Here is a 19211-nt window from a genome sequence, read left to right as displayed (position 1 = left end):
CCAGACACATGGCATTTTTCATTCCGAAATGAGGAATACAGAAAAAAGCGGGTTCTTCCACCATCAAAGTGGGACAATCGCTTTTTCTGACGGTTGTTCTTTGCGGGCAGGGACGGTAATGCACGAAGGCGAGGCATCCTTCATCATGAGGGCAGGCCTCTGAAGGTGAAACGGTCAAGGCTTCGGATACATGCGCATGACGCCCGTATTGCGTTCATCACACCGTAGAGCGGGGTTCGACGCCGTTTTCCATGGGTTGCTCCTGCTCTGCTCACTGCTGGTGCTGGCCATGCTTGGCGGGCTGATCCTGCTGATGGCCACAGGCGGCTGGCAGGCTTTCACAAGGTTTGGCCTTTCCTTTTTCACGACAGTCTCGTGGAATCCCGTCAAGGATACATATGGGGTTCTGGCCCCTCTGCTGGGGACACTCGTCAGCACGCTCATTGCCATGCTGATTGCCGTCCCCATGGCGTTTGGTACGGCCTTCTGGCTGACCTACATCGCCTCGGGGCGGTTTGCCTCCATCGTCGGGACGACCATCCAGCTTCTGGCGGCCGTGCCCTCCATCATTTTCGGCATGTGGGGGTTCCAGACCATCGTCCCGTTCATTGCCCGTGATGTACAGCCTTTCCTGAACCATCATTTCCGGCATGTGCCTGTTCTGGGGTCCGTGCTCTCCGGTCCTCCAGTTGGTACGGGGCTTGTGACGGCCGGTATCATATTGGCGGTGATGATCGCTCCATTCATCACGGCGGTGATGGTGGATGTGTTCGGGGCGGTTCCCCCCATGCTGCGGGAAAGTGCCTACGGGCTGGGGGCAACACGCTGGGAGATGATGCGCAAGATTGTCGTGCCCTGGTCCCGCAATGGCATGATCGGGGCGATCGTGCTGGGCATGGGGCGAGCACTGGGTGAGACCATGGCCGTGACTTTCATCATCGGTAACGTGACGACCGTGGGCTGGTCCCTGTTTGCGCCACGCAGCACCGTGGCCTCGCTGATTGCTCTCCAGTTCCCGGAAAGCCCGGAAGGCTCCCTGCGTCTCTCGTCTCTCATGGCGCTGGGCTTCATCCTCATGCTCCTTTCCTGTGTCAGCCTGGCGCTGGCACGTTGTCTCAGAGGGAAACGTCAATGACGGAACCTGTGATCTCTCCGGCATCTTCCAGCGAGGCCGACAGGGCCGGTTCTGAGTCGGGGCGATGGCGTCCGGGGCGCAAGGCCCTGCGGCGGCAGATGCTGGATTATGTGGCGACAGGCGTCAGTATTGTGGCGGGGAGTGTCCTGCTTCTGGTTCTGGTCTCCATCCTCTGGACGCTGCTGAGCCGTGGGCTGGTAGGTCTCTCATGGGCAACACTGACGCACAGGATGGGGCCTCCCGGTTCTGGTGGCGGGTTGGCCAATGCCATCGTGGGCAGCCTTTTGCAGACGGGTCTTGCCCTGTTGATGGCGGCCCCGGTCGGGCTGATGTGCGGCATCTATCTCTCCGAATATGGGCGCAAGGGCAATCATTTCGCCAGCGCCGTGCGGTTTGTGGCGGACATGCTGATGTCGGCCCCGTCCATTCTGATCGGCCTGTTCATCTATCAGCTGCTTGTCGTGCCATTCGGTCACTTTTCCGGGTTCTCCGGTGCCGTGGCGCTGGCCGTGCTGGCCCTGCCTCTCATCGTGCGGACAACGGAGGACATGCTCCGCCTGGTACCAACGGCCATGCGGGAGGCGGGAGCGGCCCTGGGAGCGGCCCGCTGGCGGGTCATCCTGTCCCTTTGCCTGCGTTCGGCCCGCAAGGGCGTGACGACCGGCATTCTGCTGGCCCTGGCCCGCATGGGGGGGGAGACGGCTCCGCTGCTGTTCACATCGCTGGGCAATCAGACCATGTCCACCGACATGACCCGGCCCATGGCCAGCCTGCCCATCGCCATCTACCAGTATGCCGGTGCCTCTTATGAGGACTGGGTGCAGCTGGCCTGGACGGGTGCCCTGCTGGTGACGTTCGGCGTACTGCTCATCAACATCACCGTGCGGCTTTCATCCCGTCACTGAAATCAAGGGAAGAGAATTTCATGCCTTCTGCTTCGATGTCATCTGCCAGCCTGTCGGGCAGGGAACCTGTACAGGATGTCGCCCTTTCAGTACGGGACCTGAACTTCCATTACGGGACGCACCATGCCCTGCATGGCATTTCGCTGGATTTCCCGGCCCGCTGCGTGACGGCCATGATCGGCCCCAGCGGGTGCGGCAAGTCCACCCTGCTGCGTGTCTTCAACAAGATTTACGCCCTTTACCCCGGCCAGCGGGCCACGGGTGAGGTGATGTTCGATGGACGCAACATCCTTGATGATTCCATCAATCTGGACATGCTGCGCTCCCGCATCGGGATGGTGTTCCAGAAGCCGACGCCGTTTCCCATGTCCATTTATGACAACATCGCTTTTGGCGTGCGCCTGCATGAGAAGCTGAACCGTACGGAGATGGACGAGCGGGTGCAGGACGTGCTGACCCGTGTCGCCCTCTGGAACGAGGTGCGGGACCGGCTGAATGCCCCGGCGACCGGGCTTTCCGGCGGGCAGCAGCAGCGTCTCTGCATTGCCCGCAGTATTGCGACCAGGCCGGAGGTTCTTCTGCTGGATGAGCCGACCTCCGCTCTGGACCCGATCTCCACAGCCCGGATTGAAGAGTTGCTGGATGAGCTGAAAGAAGAGTTCACCATTGCGATCGTGACGCATAACATGCAGCAGGCTGCACGTTGTGCCGACCGTGTCGCTTTCTTCTATCTCGGCAGGCTGGTGGAGGTGGATACGGCAGACCGTATCTTCACCAACCCTCGTGAGAAGCAGACACAGGACTACATTACCGGCCGGTTCGGATAAGCGGGAAGGGGAGAGAGATCATGCCACACGAGCGTTCTCATATCGTCTCGAGTTTTGAGCAGGAGCTGGAACAGCTCCGGGCCATGATGGTGAAGATTGGCCGTATCGTGGAGGAGCAGGTGGGGCTTGCCCTTCGTGCCATTTCCGACCATGACGAGTCCGCCGCTGAAGAGGCCACGAGGCTGGACCCGGAGGTGGACGAGCTGGAGCGGGAGGTCGAGAGTCTGGTCATTCGTCTGCTGGCCCTGCGCAGCCCGATGGGGGCGGACCTGCGGGAGATCGTTGCGGCCCTGAAGATTACGGGGGACCTGGAGCGTATCGGCGATTATGCTGCCTCCATTGCCCGCAAGGCCATCAAGGCGGCGTCCGGTGATGGACAGATTTCCCTGTCCGGCCTGCGGAGCATGGGGCGGCTGGTGAAAGAGAATCTGGGCCGGACTGTGGATGCCGTCATTGAACATGATGCCAATCAGGCGATGGAAGTCTGGCACGCCGACCGGGGCGTGGACGAACATTACGTGACCGTGTTTCGTGAGCTGGTCACTTACATGATCGAGGATGCCCGGAACATCCGTGCCTGTACGGAGCTTCTCTTCATTGCCAAGAATCTGGAGCGTATTGGCGATCATGCCACCAATGTGGCCGAGCGGGTCTACTACGCCGTGACGGGTGAGAACCTGCCCACGACCCGCCCTCGCGGAGGAAGCCCAACCCGCTCACTCGGGCAGGGTGAAGACACGGACTGATCTGCTCCTCCTACCGGCTCCCGGGAGGGCCGGCCAGCAGACATGAAAAACCCCCGGCAGGCTCAGGCTCTGCCGGGGGTTTTGTGTGATGGCGGGATGCCGGGTCCCTCAGGACTCGGCCTCGTCATCATTGCGTTTCAGGAGCAGCCAGCCGCCATAGAAGATCAGGGCCAGAACAGGGATGGAACCAACCGTGATGGTGCCGGATGGATAATCAAAAGCCATCATGATCAGGACCATCACCAGGAAGGCCAGTGTCAGCCAGCCTGTATAGGGGGCTCCCGGCATGGCGAAGCCCGTCCTGGCGATGCGCCCCTGTTTTATGGCTCTGTGCAGGCGCAGCTGGCAGAGCAGGATGGTGGCCCATGTCCCCAGAATCCCCAGAGAGGAGATGCTCAGCACGATCTCGAAAATCTGCGTAGGGTACAGATAATTCATCAGTACGCCAATGAGATAGATGAAGAGTGTTGCCCCGATCCCCACATAAGGGACGGCATTGCGGTTCAGCTTGCTCATGGCCTGTGGGGCAGAGCCACCAAGGGCCAGGGCACGCAGGATACGCCCTGTGGAATACAGGCCGGAGTTGAGGCTGGAGAGGGCGGCCGTCAGCACCACGAAATTCATGATGCTGTCAGCAGCAGGCAGGCCCAGCTTGTGGAAGAAGGTGACGAACGGGCTTTCTCCGGCATGGTAGGCCGACCATGGCATGAGGCAGACCAGCAGGGCGACAGACCCGACATAGAAAACCACAATGCGCCAGATCACGCTGTTGACGGCATTGGGGACGACCTTGCGGGGGTTTTCACACTCACCGGCGGCAATGCCGATCAGCTCTGTTGCAGCATAGGCAAAGACGACACCCTGGATCAGCATCAGCGAGGCAACGACTCCGTGCGGGAAGATGCCGCCGGACTCGGTAATGAGATGGAGACCCGGCGTGTATGAGCCAACGTGCGTGCCGCTCAGCAGGACATAACCGCCCACGCTCAGAAAGATGACCAGCGTGAGGACCTTTACCAGTGAGAACCAGAATTCAATCTCACCAAAGTACCGCACGCCTGTGAGGTTCACCGCTCCGACCACAACCAGAGCTCCCAAGGCAATCAGCCACTGGGGAATATGGCCGAACATCGGCCAGTAATGGATGTAAAGCGCAATGGCCGTGATGTCGACGATGCCGGTCATGGCCCAGTTGAGGAAGAAAAACCAGCCAGCCGCATAGGCGGCGCCTTCTCCAAGAAACTCACGGGCATAGGTGACGAAGCTGCCGCTGCTGGGCCGGTACATCACCAGCTCCCCCATGGCCCGCAGGATCATGAAGGCACAGATACCGCAGATGGCATAGGTGATGGCCAGCGACGGCCCAGCAATCTGGAGGCGGGACCCCGCCCCCAGGAACAGACCGGTGCCGATGGCTCCACCGATGGCGATCATCTGCACATGCCGCCGGCTCAGATCTTTCTGGTAACCTTCATCCGTGGCGCTGGCCTGTCTGGGTCTGGTCTGGTCGGAGGGAGATGTAGTCATGCGATGATCCTGCAATGGTCGGTCTAGAAGGCCCATGGCCCGGCAGGGTGATACCTTTTCGCTTCCGTCTGGTCTGCCATGTGTTTTACGAATAGATTCTATAACTAACACTAAAGGCTTTGCCAATGCGCAGCGGAAGGAAAGAAACTTTTAACAACCTATTATTTTGCGGTTACTGGTCTGCCATGCCTGTCATGCTGGCTCTGGTGCGGCATCCATGCAGGAATATGCGGAGTCCTTCTTCCAGATAATGGTGCAGGTTTTCCCTGTCACGTGCCGGCCCGCAATGGGCAAGCCGGGACAGGATGGGGCCGCCGATGGTCAGGCCAAAAAGGTGGTCTGCGGCATCGGCAGCATTGCCAAAATGCAGCAGTCCGGCCTTTTTCTGTACCTCAAGCCAGTTCTGGATGTTTGTCTTGCTGCCGGCGTTATGGAAGAGCTCTGTCATGAGCTGCTGGATGGAGGGGGAACGGTTTGTTTCACCGATGATGGTGCGCATCAGGCCGAGGCGTTTTTCGCAGAGGAGAATTTCCGCCATCTGGAACACCATGGCACGGAGCTGGTCTTCCATCCCGGTTTCCGGGATGGGGGAGGGGGTAAGCGGGACGAAAAGCTCGGAGAGCAGGAGCTGTTCCAGCAGGTTCCGTTTGGAGGGGAAAAAGAGGTAGAGCGTCTTTTTCGACATTCCTGCATGGTGGGCGATATGGTCCATCGTGGTGTGATGGTAGCCCTGCTGTTGCAGCAGCGTGCAGGCGACCCGGAGAATGGTGCTGCGGCGGTCCGTGTCATCATGAGGCTGCATGGCACCACGCTCCTTGCGAGATGGAAGAAGAAGTTTTGCCTTGTGCCCGATTCCGGCATGGGTCTGTCAAGCCCTGCATGAAAAGAGACCGTTTTCATGATCTTTTTGTGAGAAGAGAGCAGGGATGGGATTGACCGGCGGGGAGGAAACTGGATAGTTTCCTCTTCCACTACGTTTTTTTCATGGCGTGATATGGTGCAGGCGGTCTTTTTTGCCTGTAGCTTTGTTGCCCCATGTCCATTCCTCAGAGAGGCCGTCACGTTTATGCTCATGTTCCGCCCGAAACTGGCTGTGCGTCTGTCCCAGACGGTCATTTATGGCAGTACGGCCCTGCTGGGTTTTGGGGTTCTGGCCGGATGTCAGAAGAAAACGCCCCCAGCACCGCCGCCCCAGTCCGTTGCCGTCATGACACTGCACAGGCAGAGCGTTCCGCTGGAAACATCACTCCCGGGTCGGACGGATGCCTACGAACAGGCACAGATTCGCCCGCAGGTCAGCGGCGTGCTCGTTTCCCGCACCTTTGAGGAGGGCAAGGACGTACAGGCCGGGCAGCCTCTCTATCAGATTTATATTGCACCGTTTCAGGCGGCGTATGACCAGGCCCGCGGGCGGTTGATGGAGGCCCAGGCCAGCGCCATCCGTGCCCATGCCCAGCTGAAGCGTTACAAGGCTCTTGTCGGGCCCAGGGCCATCAGCCGTCAGGAATATGACAATGCGCTGGCTACGGCCCGTCAGGCGGATGCCGAGGTGGTGCAGGCACAGGCCGCCGTCGAAACGGCCCAGGTCAATCTCAACTACACTCATGTGCAGTCACCAATTGATGGACGCATCGGCCGGACGCTTTACACGGCAGGCACACTGGTCACGGCCAATCAGAGTACCCCCATTGCCGTGGTTACACGGCTGGACCCGATCTATGTGGATGTCAATCTGGCGGCAGAAGACATGATCCGCCTGCGGCGTGAGCTGGCATCTGGCCAGCTGGAGCGGAACGGCAGCGAGGCCGCCGTGACGCTGGAACTGCCAGATGGCTCCACCTATGGTCAGACAGGTCAGCTGAAACTTTCTGAAGTGACGGTCGATCCCGGTACGGGGACGCTGGTGATGCGTGCTGTCATGCCCAACCCGGACAAGCTGCTTCTGCCGGGCATGTTCGTCCATGCCCACATCAAGGAGGGCAGCGACCCGAATGCCCTGCTCCTGCCGCAGGTTGGCGTGCAGCGGACGCCCAAGGGTGAGCCTTATGTCATGGTGGTGGATGGGCAGAATCACGTCCATCTGCGCATGGTCGGGCTGGGGCAGACAGTTGGGGCCCGCTGGATGGTTACCAGAGGCTTGAAGGATGGGGAAAGGGTGATCGTTGAGGGCTTGCAGAAAGTTCATCCTGAAGGGGAGGTCAGACCCCATGAGGTCAGTCTGGCTGATCTGGGGATGGAGTAACGGCCCATGTCACTGTCACGTTTCTTTATCGACCGCCCCATCTTTGCCTGGGTGGTCGGGCTGATCATCATGCTTGTGGGTGGTGTGTCCATCACCCAGATGCCAATCGCCCAATATCCCACCATTGCTCCGCCGCAGATTGCTGTCAGTGTGGATGATCCCGGTGCCTCGGCCGATACAGTCAACAACACGGTGGTACGGCCCATCCTCCAGCAGATGTCTGGTCTGGACCATCTGGAGTATCTGTCTGCCCAGTCCTATGGCAGCGGCCATATGGAGATCGACCTGACCTTCGAGCAGGGGACGAATCCCGACATCGCCCAGGTGCAGGTGCAGAACAAGCTCCAGCTTGCCCAGCCCCGTCTGCCGCCCGAGGTGGTCAGCCAGGGGCTGAGTGTCACCAAGGCAGCCAAGAACTTCATGCTCGTCATCGGCTTCATCTCCACTGACGGGAGCATGAACGGGAAGGACATTTCGGATTACGTGGCGTCCAACGTGATGGACCCGCTGTCCCGCATTTCCGGTGTGGGGGATCATACGCTTTTCGGGTCCGAATATGCCATGCGCATCTGGATGGACCCGGACAAGCTGTACAAATATGGCCTGACCGTGAGTGACGTGCAGAGTGCCATCCAGAGCCAGAACATCCAGGTGGCATCCGGTGAGCTGGGTGGCCTGCCTGCCCGCAAGGGGATCGGGCTTGATGCCAACATCATCGGCCCTGTCCGCCTGACGGAACCGGAACAGTTCAGCAACATGCTGCTGAAGGTCCAGCAGGATGGCAGCCAGGTCCGCATGAGAGATATCGGGCACGTTGAGCTGGGGGCACAGAGCTACAATTTCACGTCCCGCTACAACAACAAGCCGGCCACGGCCATGGCCCTGAAGCTGGCCCCCGGTGCCAACCAGCTTGTGACGGAAGATGCCGTCCGGGCGAAGATTGCCCAGCTGTCGCAGTTCTTTCCCAAGGGGCTGAAGGTCGTCTACCCGCTGGATACGGCACCGTTCATTACCCACTCCATTGAGGAGGTGATCGAGACACTGCTGGAGGCCATTGCGCTGGTCTTCATCGTGATGCTTGTCTTCCTTCAGAATTTCCGGGCGACCCTGATCCCTACCATCGCTGTTCCGGTGGTGCTGCTGGGAACGTTCGGCATCCTGTCGGTGCTGGGTTATAGCATCAACACGTTGACCATGCTGGCCATGGTGCTGGCTGTGGGGCTGCTGGTGGATGATGCCATCGTGGTGGTGGAAAATGTCGAACGTGTGATGAGCGAAAAGGGCCTTTCCCCACGGGACGCCGCCCGTGAATCCATGGATGAGATCTCTGGAGCGCTGGTGGGTATCGTGCTGGTCCTCAGTGCGGTGTTTCTGCCCATGGCCGCCTTTGGCGGGTCCACCGGGGTGATTTACCGTCAGTTCTCCATCACGGTGGTGGCGGCCATGTGGCTGTCCGTTCTGGTGGCCATGGTCATGACGCCGGCTCTTTGTGCCACCATGCTCAAACCCATGAAACATGAGGTCCATTTCCGTCCGGCAGTCTGGTTCAATGAGCGGTTCGACTGGCTGACGAAACGGTATGTCAGTGGCGTGCGCCGCATGTTGCATTTCCGCACCCCTGCCATGATCGTTTTCCTGGCCCTGACAGGGCTGGTGGGCTTCTTGTTCATGAAGGTGCCAACGGGCTTCCTGCCAGACGAGGATCAGGCCCTCATTTTCGGGCAGGTCAGCATGCCTGCTGGGGCAACCGATGCGCAGATGGGGGCCGTCAACCACCGCATCACCGAATACGTGCTGAAGACCTATGGCCGGGATGTGGAATCCGTCTTCACCATGAATGGCTTCAGCTTCGCCGGGCAGGGGCAGAATGCCGGTGCGTTCTTCATCAGGCTGAAACCGTGGGACAAGCGGCCTGGTTATGCACATTCCAGCATGGCCATTGCCAACAGAATCATGGGGCATTTCTGGGGGGATCCGGCAGCGCAGATTTACGCCCTGAACCCCCCTGCGGTGATGGAACTCGGTAATGCCACCGGGTTCGATCTGGAGCTGGAAGATAACGGCCATATCGGTCATCAGGCCTTCCTTGCCGCCCGGAACAAGCTTCTGGCAGCGGCGTCCAAAAATCCGCTTCTGTCCGCTGTGCGCCCGATGGGGCTGGAAGATGCCCCCCAGTTTGTATTGGACCTCAACCGTGAGAAGGCCAATGCACAGGGCATCAGCAATGCGGAGCTCAACACGACGATCCAGGGGGCCTTCGGCTCGATTTACGTCAACCAGTTCACCCGCAATGACCGTGTAAAGCAGGTCTATATCCAGGGTGAGCCTTTCTCCCGCATGACGCCAGAGGACCTGAACCGCTGGTATGTTCGCAACAATCTGGGGGACATGGTACCCTTCAATGCGTTTGCCACGGGCCACTGGATTCTCGGTGCGCAGAAGGTGGAAAACTATAATGGCCTGAATTCTTATGAGATTCAGGGTGTGCCTGCCGTTGGGGTCAGTTCCGGCCGTGCGGTGGAGGAAATCGAGAAGATCATCAAGACCCTGCCGCCGGGAGTGGGGCATGAATGGACGGGCCTGACCTTTGAGCAGCTGGCGTCCGGCAACGCTACGGGGCCGCTTTATGCGCTGGCGGCCATTGTGATCCTGCTCTGTCTGGCTGCCCTGTATGAGAGCTGGGCCATCCCGTTTGCCGTGCTGCTCGTGCTGCCGCTGGGCGTGCTGGGGGCCATCGGTTCGACACTCTGGCGTGGGCTGAGCAATGACGTCTATTTCCAGGTCGGGCTTCTGACAACCGTGGGGCTGGCCGTGAAGAATGCGATCCTGATCGTGGAATTCGCCAAGGCCTTTTATGAGCAGGGCGACACGCTGGAAGATGCTGTCATGAAGGCCGGGCAGGAGCGTCTGCGTCCCATTCTGATGACCTCCATAGCTTTCGTCTGCGGTGTGTTCCCACTGGCTATTGCCACGGGTGCCGGTGCAGCCTCCCGTGTGGCGATCGGGACCTGTGTGGTAGGCGGTATGCTTACCGCTACCATTCTGGCCATCTATTTCGTGCCGCTGTTCTTTGTGGTTGTGCTGCGTCTCTTCAGGGTCAGGCGGCTTTCGGAACAGCCTCATGCAGGGCAGGAAGGAGATCACGCATGACCATGAAGCAGCACGGCAGGAACAGGGCCGTTCTTGCAGGGATGATGGGGCTGGGCAGCCTGCTGCTGACTTCCTGCAACCTGTCTCCGAAATATCATCGGCCGGATGCGGCCGTCTCGCAGACCTACCCGGCCGATGCAGAGATCAGGCCGGGCCAGCCCGCCCATCAGCAGGTGTCCGATCTTGGTTGGGAAGATTTCTTCACCGATCCACGGCTGAAGGCCCTTATTGGTCTGTCCCTTGCCAACAACCGGGACCTTGCTGCCCAGATGGCTGCCGTGGCGGCCGAACAGGGGCAGTATCAGGTGCAGAATGCCGCCCTGTTCCCGACCATTTCAGTCGGGGGTGGTGCGCAGTATTTGGGGCCGTCTGATACGGCCGGGTTCTCCTTTGCACCGGGGTCTGGCACATCGGTGTCCACCCTGCGTTTCTATCAGACGTCCATCGGGTTTTCGTCCTATGAGATCGACCTCTGGGGCCGCATCCGCAATCTGAGCCAGGCCCAGAAGGAACAGACGCTGGGCACGGTCGAGAATCTGCGGAACCTGTGGATCACCACCGTCTCACAGGTGGCAAGCACCTACATCCAGTGGCTGGCGGATCGGCGTCTGCTGGACCTCGCCCACTGTACAGCCCGCACGAGGGCGGATACATGGCGTCTCAACAAGCTGGAATATGATCATGGCGAGCTGGATGCCCTGACCTTGGCCCAGAGTGCGACCGAGCTGGAGCAGGCCCGTTCTGACGAGGAGAAGGAAACAAGGGCTGTGGCGGATGACGAACATGCGTTGCAGCTGCTCGTCGGCACGCCCCTGCCTGCAGACCTGCCGCCGCCCCTCCCGATGGGACGGCAGACGATGATTTCCGACCTGCCAGCCGGTCTGCCGTCCGACCTGCTGCAGCAGCGGCCCGACATCATGGCGGCCGAGCACAGCCTGCTGGGAGCCCATGCCTCTGTCGGGGCGGCCCGGGCCGCTTTCTATCCCCGTGTGACGCTGACGGCGAGCGAGGGGACCAGTTCTCTCCAGTTCCGCCGCCTGTTCAGCCATCTGGCCGAGACATGGGGCGTCTCCCCCAACATCAGCATCCCGCTGCTGACATGGGGTGTCAATGAAGGGAACCTGCGGACGGCCAAGGCCAAGCTGAAGCAGGGCATTGCCGAATATCAGAAGGCCATCCAGTCGGCCTTCCGGGAAGTGTCCGATGCGCTGACAGCACGGGAGACATACCGTCGGCAGGACAGTCATATGATCGTGCTGGAAACACAGGCCCAGCGGGCTTACGATCTCGCCCGGATGCGCTATCATGCTGGCATCGACAGTTACCTGACCACGCTGGTGCAGGAGCGCCAGCTCTATCAGGCCCAGCAGACCCGCATCATGGTCGAGGCGGCACGGTTTCAGAACATGGTAACGCTGTATCGTGCCCTGGGTGGCGGCTGGAGCCGCAAAAGCCAGGGGACATCAAACACACCACCCGGCCATCTGTAAGGGGTCGGGCCGAGGGGAGACGGCATATGCGTTTTATGAAACAGGCTGGCCTGCTGGCAGGAACTGGCATGATGCTGATGGGTGTGGCCGGACTGGCTCCTGCGCAGGCTGATGAGGCTGATTCGGTTGTCAGAAAGCCGATGCCCGGCTCGTCCCTGCCCAGGGTACATGCCGATTATAGCATGTTTCATTTTGTTCCCCGGGGTGATGAGGTGACCGTGCAGCCCGAGCGGAACCGCCTGCTGTTCCGCAAGAAAAGTGGTCAGCCAGATGGCTATGGCGAACGCCGTGGGGCAGCCATCGTCTATTATGATTCCAGCGGGAAACCCGTCCGCATCCAGCGTCTCACGCCGGAAGAGCTGGATCGGATGAACCAGTAGGAACGGTCCTGCCTGTTTCGGGGGGTCAGCGTTTCCACTTCCAGTAGCCGTAGAGGCCGAGGCCGGTATAGCCGGCATAGAGCAGGGCCGTGATGGTGAGAGAGCGGTTGATGAACAGGCCCGTATAGATCACGTCAATGCCGGACCAGAGCAGCCAGCTCACACGGTGGCGCCGGGCTGTCCAGAGCTGGGCAAGCAGGCTGGCTCCGCTCAGCCCTCCATCCAGAAGAGGAGTTGGGTCGTCACTCCAGCGTTGCAGGGACAGAATCCAGAGAATGGAGAGAATCAGGAAGAAGCCCGTCTCCAACATGGCCCGGTTGAAGGCGAGAGGGCGGGCGGGCAGGTCATCTGCCGGGCTGGATGGCCTATCGTGGCGGAGATTCCCTCCGGCCTGTTTTTCTCGTGCCCACAAGGCCCAGCCATAGAGGATGGCGATGCTGAAGACACCTTGCAGCACCGTGTCTGCATAGAGATGGGCCTGGAAGAACACCGTGCCATAAAAGAGCGTTGCCAGCAGGGAGATGGGCCAGCCCATCATGAGGCGTTGTGCTGTCAGCCAGACGCCGGAGGCACTGAGCAGTGCGGCGATCAGTTCCGTCATGGGTCAGTCTCTTTCCAGCATGGCCAGCAGGGCCCGGCCACGTTCCGTCTGGAACCAGCGTGCATGGCCGATGAGGTAGTCCCGCCGGGATATGTTGGCGGCGTTCCTGTTGCCGAGGACATGGCCGTAATAGGCAACCTCTGAAAGGGCAAAGGTGACGTGGCAGAGGGGTAGCCAGCAGGCGGTGAGGCGTTTCTCGGCAGGGCTGCGGGGCCGCTGGACATCATAGGCGTGCAGGAAGGCCCTCAGCTGCTCCTCATGCACGGTCGGGTAGCCATCCGGGGCCAGCCAGCTGATGAAGCTGCGTTCCATGGCCACGGCGAGGTCGAAGCTGGCACTGGTCAGGTCACACATGCCGAAATCGAAGGCACGGGCAGCCACGAGCCCATTACTCTCCCTGTGCCAGAGGAGGTTGGCCCCGTGCCAGTCCCCATGCCCCCAGAGGGGGCGGTCTTCTGGCAGCAGGGGGAGCAGGGCTTCATGGAACGGGGTCAGAAGGGGCAGGACATCCCGTTGCAGCGATGAGAGGGGATATGTGTCTGTCAGCCCTTCCTGTCGGGTGATCCACGGGATCAGGCTGTCCGCCAGCCTGTCGCCCAGCAGGGGATGCCGGGCGGAAATGAGGGGTGGGTCATGGCGTGGTGGGGCCTGATGGCCCTCGCTGGCCTGATGCAGCCGTGCCAGAAGTGTTCCGCTGGAAGCCGCCTGTGCCGTGTCGTGATAGGGCCGCCATGAGTCCAGCCCCCGATAGGCGTCCTGCTCCGTGTAAAGGGGGAAGGCTTCGTAGGTATGCTCAGGCGTGGCCAGGGCGGTCCGGCCATCCAGCATGGGCAGTGGGGCGGCGGCTGGCAGGCCCCGCTTTGCCAGATGGCTGGCGAAGCGGTGTTCTTCCGTCAGTGTTTCCACAGAGCGCAGGGCACGTCCGTGGCGTTTGAGGAACAGCCGCCCCCCATCTTCCAGCGCCACGATGGCCGAGGCGGAGAAGGGGCGCCGGCTGTGCCAGAGGAGGGGATTCCGGGCGGGCCGGACGCCCCAGTGCGGCAGAAGGGCCGTGACGTCACCGTCTGTCAGGGGAGGCCAGACGCAGCCATTGTAACCGCTTTCCAGACCAAGAGGGCGTGCCGACATGCTCAGAATCCAGCCGTCAGGCTGGCAAGGGCGGCGAAGGGGGCCCCGATATAATAGCCCGGGGCCGAGCCGCTGACCCGCCCGCCATGAAGGCCGGTCGTGTCATGGGCATTCAGGGTGGTGGAGTTGATGCCCGAGAGATAACGCTGGTTGCTGATGTTGCTCAGGTTCAGCCGCAATGTGGGTTGATGCAGGAAGCCCACATTGTTGAAGCGGTAACCAAGGGTCAGGTCGGCTGTCATGATGGCAGGGATGCGCTCGTCATTCATGAAGGTGGAATATTGATGGCTCATGTAATGCATGGAGATCATGCTGAAGAAGTGCCCATCATCATAGCGCAGGCCCGCTCCTGCCTGAAAATGGGGGCTGCGGACGGCTGTTTTGCCCGCTGTGGGCAGGATGTCGCTCCCGGCGGCGATGTTGTTGTCGATGGTGGCATGGAGATACTCGAAGGACGCATAGGGGCTGATATGGTGCCATGGGCGTGTACCGAGTTCCACATCCACACCGCGGGAGGTCTGTTTCCCGGCATTGATGGTCGTGGTGATGTTGGGGTTGCTCGCTTCCCCGGTCTGTACCTGCCGGTTGCGGAAATTATAGTTGAAGAAGGTCAGGCTGGCTGTCAGCCAGTCTCCCGTGCGGCGGTAGCCGAACTCTTCGGAGACGGAATATTCATTCTTCAGGCGGTTGGTTCCGGCCTGGCTGATGGAACCGTTGGGTACGCCATTGGCATCCACACCGGCATAGCTGTTGTAATAAGTGGGAACAGCCGGTGTCCGGAAGTTGGTGTTCACGTTGAGGAAGAGTTGATCCTGTTTCGTGAAGTTCCAGCGCATTCCGAAGCGTGGCAGGGGCTCCTGCCTGTTGCTGGAGATGTTGCGCTGCGGCCCGGGTACGTCATTGGTCCCCCAGCGATGCAGCATGACCTCTTTGAAGCCGATATCCATCACCAGCCTGTCCTGCATCAGGGAGATGTGGTCTCCCACATAGAGGGCATTGGTCTGGGACATGGTGTGAAAGCTCCCGGCCAGATAGGGGTTGCCATCCGGCATGAGGATGCGGCTGCGTTTTTTGTCCGCCCAGATATTGGCGGCAGAGCCATCACTTCCGACAGATGTGAAGGGTTGTGGTTCGTTATCGTCTGAATAATCGTACCAGTAGCCCATGACGAAGTCGTTCCATTTATATCGGGCATGGAGAGCCATGTTCACGCCAGAGCGGTAGCTGCGCTGGGTGTAGTCGGCCCGTACGGTCTGGCCGTCCGTCACGGGCAGGGAGGTGACGGGCTGGGTGCCGTAATAGTTCCCCGTGCTGGAGAGTGTGGAGCCGGAGGGGAAGTTGCCATAGGCACGCTGGGCATAGGGCGTGATGTCGAAGGACAGACGCTGGCTGAAATGCAGGTGCACCGGTGCCCCGACATAGAGCGTTTCTTCCGGATCACGGGAAAGGCGCCAGTAACTGGTGCTGTTCTCCCCGGGTTCGAAATGTCTGGTCAGCCGACCGCTGCGGGTGCCGGAACTTTTCCAGTCCTCGAGGGAGGTGAAAGGGTAGTAGCTGGTGTCGGCCCTGTTCCATGATCCCAGAATGCCCGCCTGGTTTCCCTGCCCCCATTCTTTGAGCAGCCGGAAATCAATATGCTGGCGGGTATCATAGCCGCCACTGCGCCAGTTATCCGCATGTGTGTTGGAGTAGGAGACAAAGCCTCTCACGCCGCTATGGCCTATCTCACCCGTCTCCAGCCGGATGAAACCCCGCCTTGTATTGAAGGACCCGTAGGAGAAGGAGGCCAGCCCACCGGGCTTCAGGGACGGGTCGAGGAAAGAGAGCTTCATCAGCCCACCGGCGGCGTTGAGAACCGGGCTATCCAGATCGGCTGCCCCCTGCTGGAGACCGACCTTGCTGTAATTCTCCGTATCGGCGAACTGGTTGGGGTACCCGCCATAGGAGGCAACATCGTTGAGCGGCATGCCCTCCAGCACGTAGCCCAGGGCATCACCGTTCAGGCCGCGGACGCTGATGTTGGTGTTGGGCGAGATGCCGAAGGGGTCGGATGTCATGACATTGGCACCCGGCAGGACGGACACGAGCTGGAAGGCCGAGGCCGTAGGCGCCTGTATGTCCATGTAGCTCCGGCCCACCTCGCTGATGGATTGCGTGCCATGCTGGGGCTGGATCAGCCCGCCGCCCCGCTGCACGGTTTCCGGGGCCGCCCGGGTAGTGATGTATTCCACCTTTTTGGCCTGTACGGCTTTGGCCGGTCTGGCATGGGAAGGCTGTTGGGCCGGGTGGTGGTGTGCCGCCGACGGATGAGTCGGTTTTCCTGAGTCTGCCAGTGCCAAGCCGGGGCTGCACAGGAGCAGAAAGAGAGGGGCCTTTTTGTGGCTGGAAAAAAATAAGCGCATGGAATCTTCGCCTTCGGAGCACGATGGTGAAGGTTCGCTGTGCAGGCGTCAGTTCAGGGGAGATGACGGGGACATCCCGTTCCGTGCTGTTTTCCTGTCCCTTCGCCGGTACGAACCGGATCAGGTTCAAAGGGTTGGATGGGCCGGACCCACCCTCTCAGCCTTGTATGGTGAAGGCACCCCTCGGAACATTGCCCCCTGTTAGCAGAGAAGGCAGATCGTGTCCATTTTCTGTCATCTCTGTACAAATGAATGGCCATGTACCGGCGCAAAATGGGCTTCTCTTGTAAAAAAGCCTTATTCTGCCAATATCGGATGAAAATATGCATCTTCAGTTTTCAGAGAGAGGTTACATGCCCATCATCGCACCAAGCCTGCTTGCCGCCGATTTCTCCAATCTGCGTCATGAAATGGGCAGTGTGGCGGAGGCACCATGGCTGCATCTTGATGTCATGGATGGGCATTTTGTTCCGAACATTTCCTTTGGTATGCCCGTCATCAAGGCGCTGCGCCCTCACAGTAGGGCGCGCTTTGATGCCCACCTGATGATCGAGCCGGCAGATCCCTATCTGGCTGCCATGGCAGAAGCGGGAGTGGATCACATCACCGTGCATGTGGAGGGGAATGCCCATCTTCACCGTACTCTCCAGAGCATCCATGCGCTGGGTTGCAAGGCAGGTGTGGCCATCTGCCCTGCCACGCCGCCGGAGGCTCTCTCCGAGGTCATGGACATGGTGGACATCATTCTGGTCATGACGGTCAATCCTGGTTTCGGAGGGCAGAAATTCCTGCATGGCCAGTTGGCCAAGATACGGACCCTTGCCGGGATGATCCGGCAGAGCGGCCGTGACATCGTGTTGGGTGTGGATGGTGGTATTGATGAGACCACCACCCCACTGGTGACAGAAGCCGGAGCAACCATGCTGGTGGCTGGTTCAGCCATTTTCGGCAGGGATGACCGGGCGGCAGCGATCCGGGGCCTGCGTGCGGCGGCCAAGCCTGCCACACTGGCCCCATCAGGGGAATGATGGTTGTTTAGGTCCTTCAGGCGGTATTTCCGGTTGCTGCTCGTCTCCCTGCCCCAGCGGCAGCATGAGGGGACAAGCCCTGTCTGTCTCTATCAGGACAGGGAAGAGGGCGATGTGGACCAGGGCGCCCTGCTGACGGGGGGTGTGTTCCGTTTTGCCCAGAAAACCTACAGCTTGCCCCTGCGGGGGGTCTGGCAGAGCAATAGCTGGCCGGAGGATGTCCGGCGCTGGTTCTATGGGTTTGACTGGCTGAAGGACCTGCGGACCTTTGGTACGAATGGAGCCCGACTTCTGGCGCGCTCCATGGTGGCATCATGGGCAGACCGCCCCCCGGCTGATCCTGTCGCCCGGGAAAGCAGCGTGATGGGGCGGCGGCTGGCCAATTGGCTGGGGCATTATGAGTTCTGCCTTTCCACGGCTACGGAAGGGACGCAGCAGCTGGTGCTGGATGCCGCCGTGAAGGAGGCCCGTCGCCTTTCGGCCATGCTGCCTCTGCCTCCCATGGGGTGGGAAGGGCTGGCTGTTCTGCGGGGCTTGCTGGCCGTCTATATGGCCGTGCCGTATTATGATGGGTTCTTCAAACGGTTTGAGCAGCAGCTGCCGCTGGAGCTGAAGCGCCTGCTGGGTGATGAGGGCATTGTGGCCGAGCGCAGCCCGGAGGCCCAGTATCGTTGCGTGCAGGAGCTGACAGCCATTCAGGGCATGTTCACCACGTTGCAGTGGATGCCACCAGACTGTGTCCCGGTGATGCTGGGGCGGGCCTGTGCCGTGTTGCGGGCCTTCTGCCATGGGGATGGGGGGCTGGCCCTGTTCAATGGGTCGCAGGAGCGTGGTGCGAAAGCCGTGCAGGCTCTGCTGGAGCAGGCAGAGCGATACAAGGTAGTGGCCTCCAGCCTGAGCCGGGGCGGTTTTGCCCGCCTGACAGCCGGAAGGGCCCTGCTGCTGGTGGATGCCGCCGCACCACCGCCGCAGGGGATGGATGGTATGGCCCATGCCGGTACATTGTCTTTTGAGTTCTCCCACGACCGGCAGCGTCTGTTCGTCAATTGTGGGGCAGCGGAGGGCGGCCCCTGGCGGCGGGCCCTGCGCAGTTCGGCAGCGCATACGATTCTGGTCGTGGATGGTGAATCCTCGTCCGATTTCGGGAATGATGGCCACGTGACCCGCCGTCCCTCACAGGTACGCTGCGAACAGAAACGGCAGGGTCGTGTTCAGGAACTCCATCTGTCGCATAATGGGTACTACCCGTCCTACGGTGTCCTCTGGTCCCGCTCCCTGTTTCTGGAACCATCCGGGGAGGAGCTGCGTGGCAGTGAAACGGTGGAGGGGGAGCGGGATGTGTCTTTCATGCTGCGGTTCCACATCCATCCCGATGTCCGTGTGGAGCGGGAGGATGATGATATCCTGCTTCATGCGCCCTCAGAGCTGTGGCGTTTCCGTCAGACAGGCGGGGTGATCATGCTGGAGGATGATCTTTACATGGGACGGGGCGTGCCGGAACAGACAGCCCAGATTGTCGTCCAGTCCTGCCCTGGCCGTCCCCTGCCGCCTGCTGAGGAAGAGGCAACTGAAGCCGGGGGCAGGGCCGCCAAAGCGTCCAGACGCCAGCAGAAGGTGGACTGGGTGCTGGAGCATGTCCCACTATAAGGG

The 19211-nt window shown here is 60.5% G+C and carries 15 protein-coding genes and 1 riboswitch; of the genes, 10 read left to right on the top strand and 5 right to left on the bottom strand.

Annotation, left to right across the window (positions count from 1 at the left end; all coding sequences use genetic code 11):
- Positions 1-190: 190 nt before the first annotated feature.
- The 4 genes from pstC to phoU are packed head-to-tail and all read left to right on the top strand — an operon-like array spanning position 191 to position 3613.
- Positions 191-1135 (top strand): phosphate ABC transporter permease subunit PstC, encoded by a 945-nt coding sequence (gene pstC / locus DTJ15_RS08660; RefSeq protein ID WP_081562574.1) that lies wholly within the window; start codon positions 191-193, stop codon positions 1133-1135.
- On the top strand, positions 1132-2040 hold the full coding sequence (pstA, locus tag DTJ15_RS08655) for a phosphate ABC transporter permease PstA (RefSeq protein ID WP_043559651.1): 909 nt from the start codon (positions 1132-1134) through the stop codon (positions 2038-2040). Before pstC ends, pstA begins: the two co-directional genes overlap by 4 nt.
- Before the next feature lie 20 nt (positions 2041-2060).
- Positions 2061-2867 (top strand): phosphate ABC transporter ATP-binding protein PstB, encoded by an 807-nt coding sequence (pstB, locus tag DTJ15_RS08650; protein ID WP_198027217.1) that lies wholly within the window; start codon positions 2061-2063, stop codon positions 2865-2867.
- Between the two features lie 20 nt (positions 2868-2887).
- Positions 2888-3613, top strand: coding sequence for a phosphate signaling complex protein PhoU (phoU, locus tag DTJ15_RS08645; protein WP_043559648.1), 726 nt, complete (start codon positions 2888-2890; stop codon positions 3611-3613).
- 108 nt (positions 3614-3721) lie between these two features.
- On the opposite strand, the gene DTJ15_RS08640 is transcribed toward phoU, so the two are convergent.
- The gene (locus DTJ15_RS08640) at positions 3722-5140 is read right to left on the bottom strand and encodes an amino acid permease (protein ID WP_043559646.1); all 1419 of its coding nucleotides are present in this window, start codon (positions 5138-5140) and stop codon (positions 3722-3724) included.
- Positions 5141-5312: 172 nt separating this feature from the next.
- Positions 5313-5942: a TetR/AcrR family transcriptional regulator gene (locus DTJ15_RS08635; protein ID WP_052349008.1), complete on the bottom strand. Its 630-nt coding sequence runs from the start codon at positions 5940-5942 to the stop codon at positions 5313-5315.
- 264 nt (positions 5943-6206) lie between these two features.
- Between DTJ15_RS08635 and DTJ15_RS08630 the strand changes: the two genes are divergently transcribed.
- From DTJ15_RS08630 to DTJ15_RS08615, 4 genes are read left to right on the top strand one after another with little or no spacing between them, the layout of a single operon-like run.
- The gene (locus tag DTJ15_RS08630) at positions 6207-7382 is read left to right on the top strand and encodes an efflux RND transporter periplasmic adaptor subunit (protein ID WP_081562571.1); all 1176 of its coding nucleotides are present in this window, start codon (positions 6207-6209) and stop codon (positions 7380-7382) included.
- 6 nt (positions 7383-7388) lie between these two features.
- Positions 7389-10532: an efflux RND transporter permease subunit gene (locus DTJ15_RS08625; RefSeq protein WP_043559643.1), complete on the top strand. Its 3144-nt coding sequence runs from the start codon at positions 7389-7391 to the stop codon at positions 10530-10532.
- Positions 10533-10534: 2 nt separating this feature from the next.
- Positions 10535-12022, top strand: coding sequence for an efflux transporter outer membrane subunit (locus tag DTJ15_RS08620; protein ID WP_408902178.1), 1488 nt, complete (start codon positions 10535-10537; stop codon positions 12020-12022).
- Positions 12023-12048: 26 nt separating this feature from the next.
- A complete protein-coding gene (locus DTJ15_RS08615; protein WP_052349007.1) occupies positions 12049-12402 on the top strand; it encodes a hypothetical protein in 354 nt (117 codons plus the stop codon).
- A 25-nt stretch (positions 12403-12427) separates the two neighbouring features.
- Here DTJ15_RS08615 and pnuC read toward each other — a convergent pair whose 3' ends face one another.
- The 3 genes from pnuC to DTJ15_RS08600 are packed head-to-tail and all read right to left on the bottom strand — an operon-like array spanning position 12428 to position 16362.
- On the bottom strand, positions 12428-13003 hold the full coding sequence (gene pnuC / locus DTJ15_RS08610; RefSeq protein WP_249109840.1) for a nicotinamide riboside transporter PnuC: 576 nt from the start codon (positions 13001-13003) through the stop codon (positions 12428-12430).
- 3 nt (positions 13004-13006) lie between these two features.
- Complete coding sequence (locus DTJ15_RS08605; protein ID WP_249109839.1) at positions 13007-14131, bottom strand: phosphotransferase enzyme family protein; 1125 nt, start codon at positions 14129-14131, stop codon at positions 13007-13009.
- Positions 14132-14133: 2 nt separating this feature from the next.
- A complete protein-coding gene (locus tag DTJ15_RS08600) occupies positions 14134-16362 on the bottom strand; it encodes a TonB-dependent receptor domain-containing protein (RefSeq protein WP_249109836.1) in 2229 nt (742 codons plus the stop codon).
- A 250-nt stretch (positions 16363-16612) separates the two neighbouring features.
- Positions 16613-16727, bottom strand: a riboswitch (TPP riboswitch).
- 159 nt (positions 16728-16886) lie between these two features.
- On the opposite strand from DTJ15_RS08600, the gene rpe reads away from it, so the two are divergent.
- Positions 16887-17561 (top strand): ribulose-phosphate 3-epimerase, encoded by a 675-nt coding sequence (gene rpe, locus DTJ15_RS08595; protein ID WP_081847690.1) that lies wholly within the window; start codon positions 16887-16889, stop codon positions 17559-17561.
- Between the two features lie 3 nt (positions 17562-17564).
- Entirely contained in the window at positions 17565-19208 is a 1644-nt protein-coding gene (locus tag DTJ15_RS08590; protein ID WP_052349005.1) for a heparinase II/III family protein, read from the top strand.
- The last annotated feature ends 3 nt before the right edge of the window (positions 19209-19211 follow it).

The sequence above is a fragment of the Parasaccharibacter sp. TMW 2.1891 genome, assembly GCF_023337675.1.
Taxonomy (GTDB): domain Bacteria; phylum Pseudomonadota; class Alphaproteobacteria; order Acetobacterales; family Acetobacteraceae; genus Bombella; species Bombella apis.
This window is presented reverse-complemented; position numbering and strand designations above follow the sequence as displayed.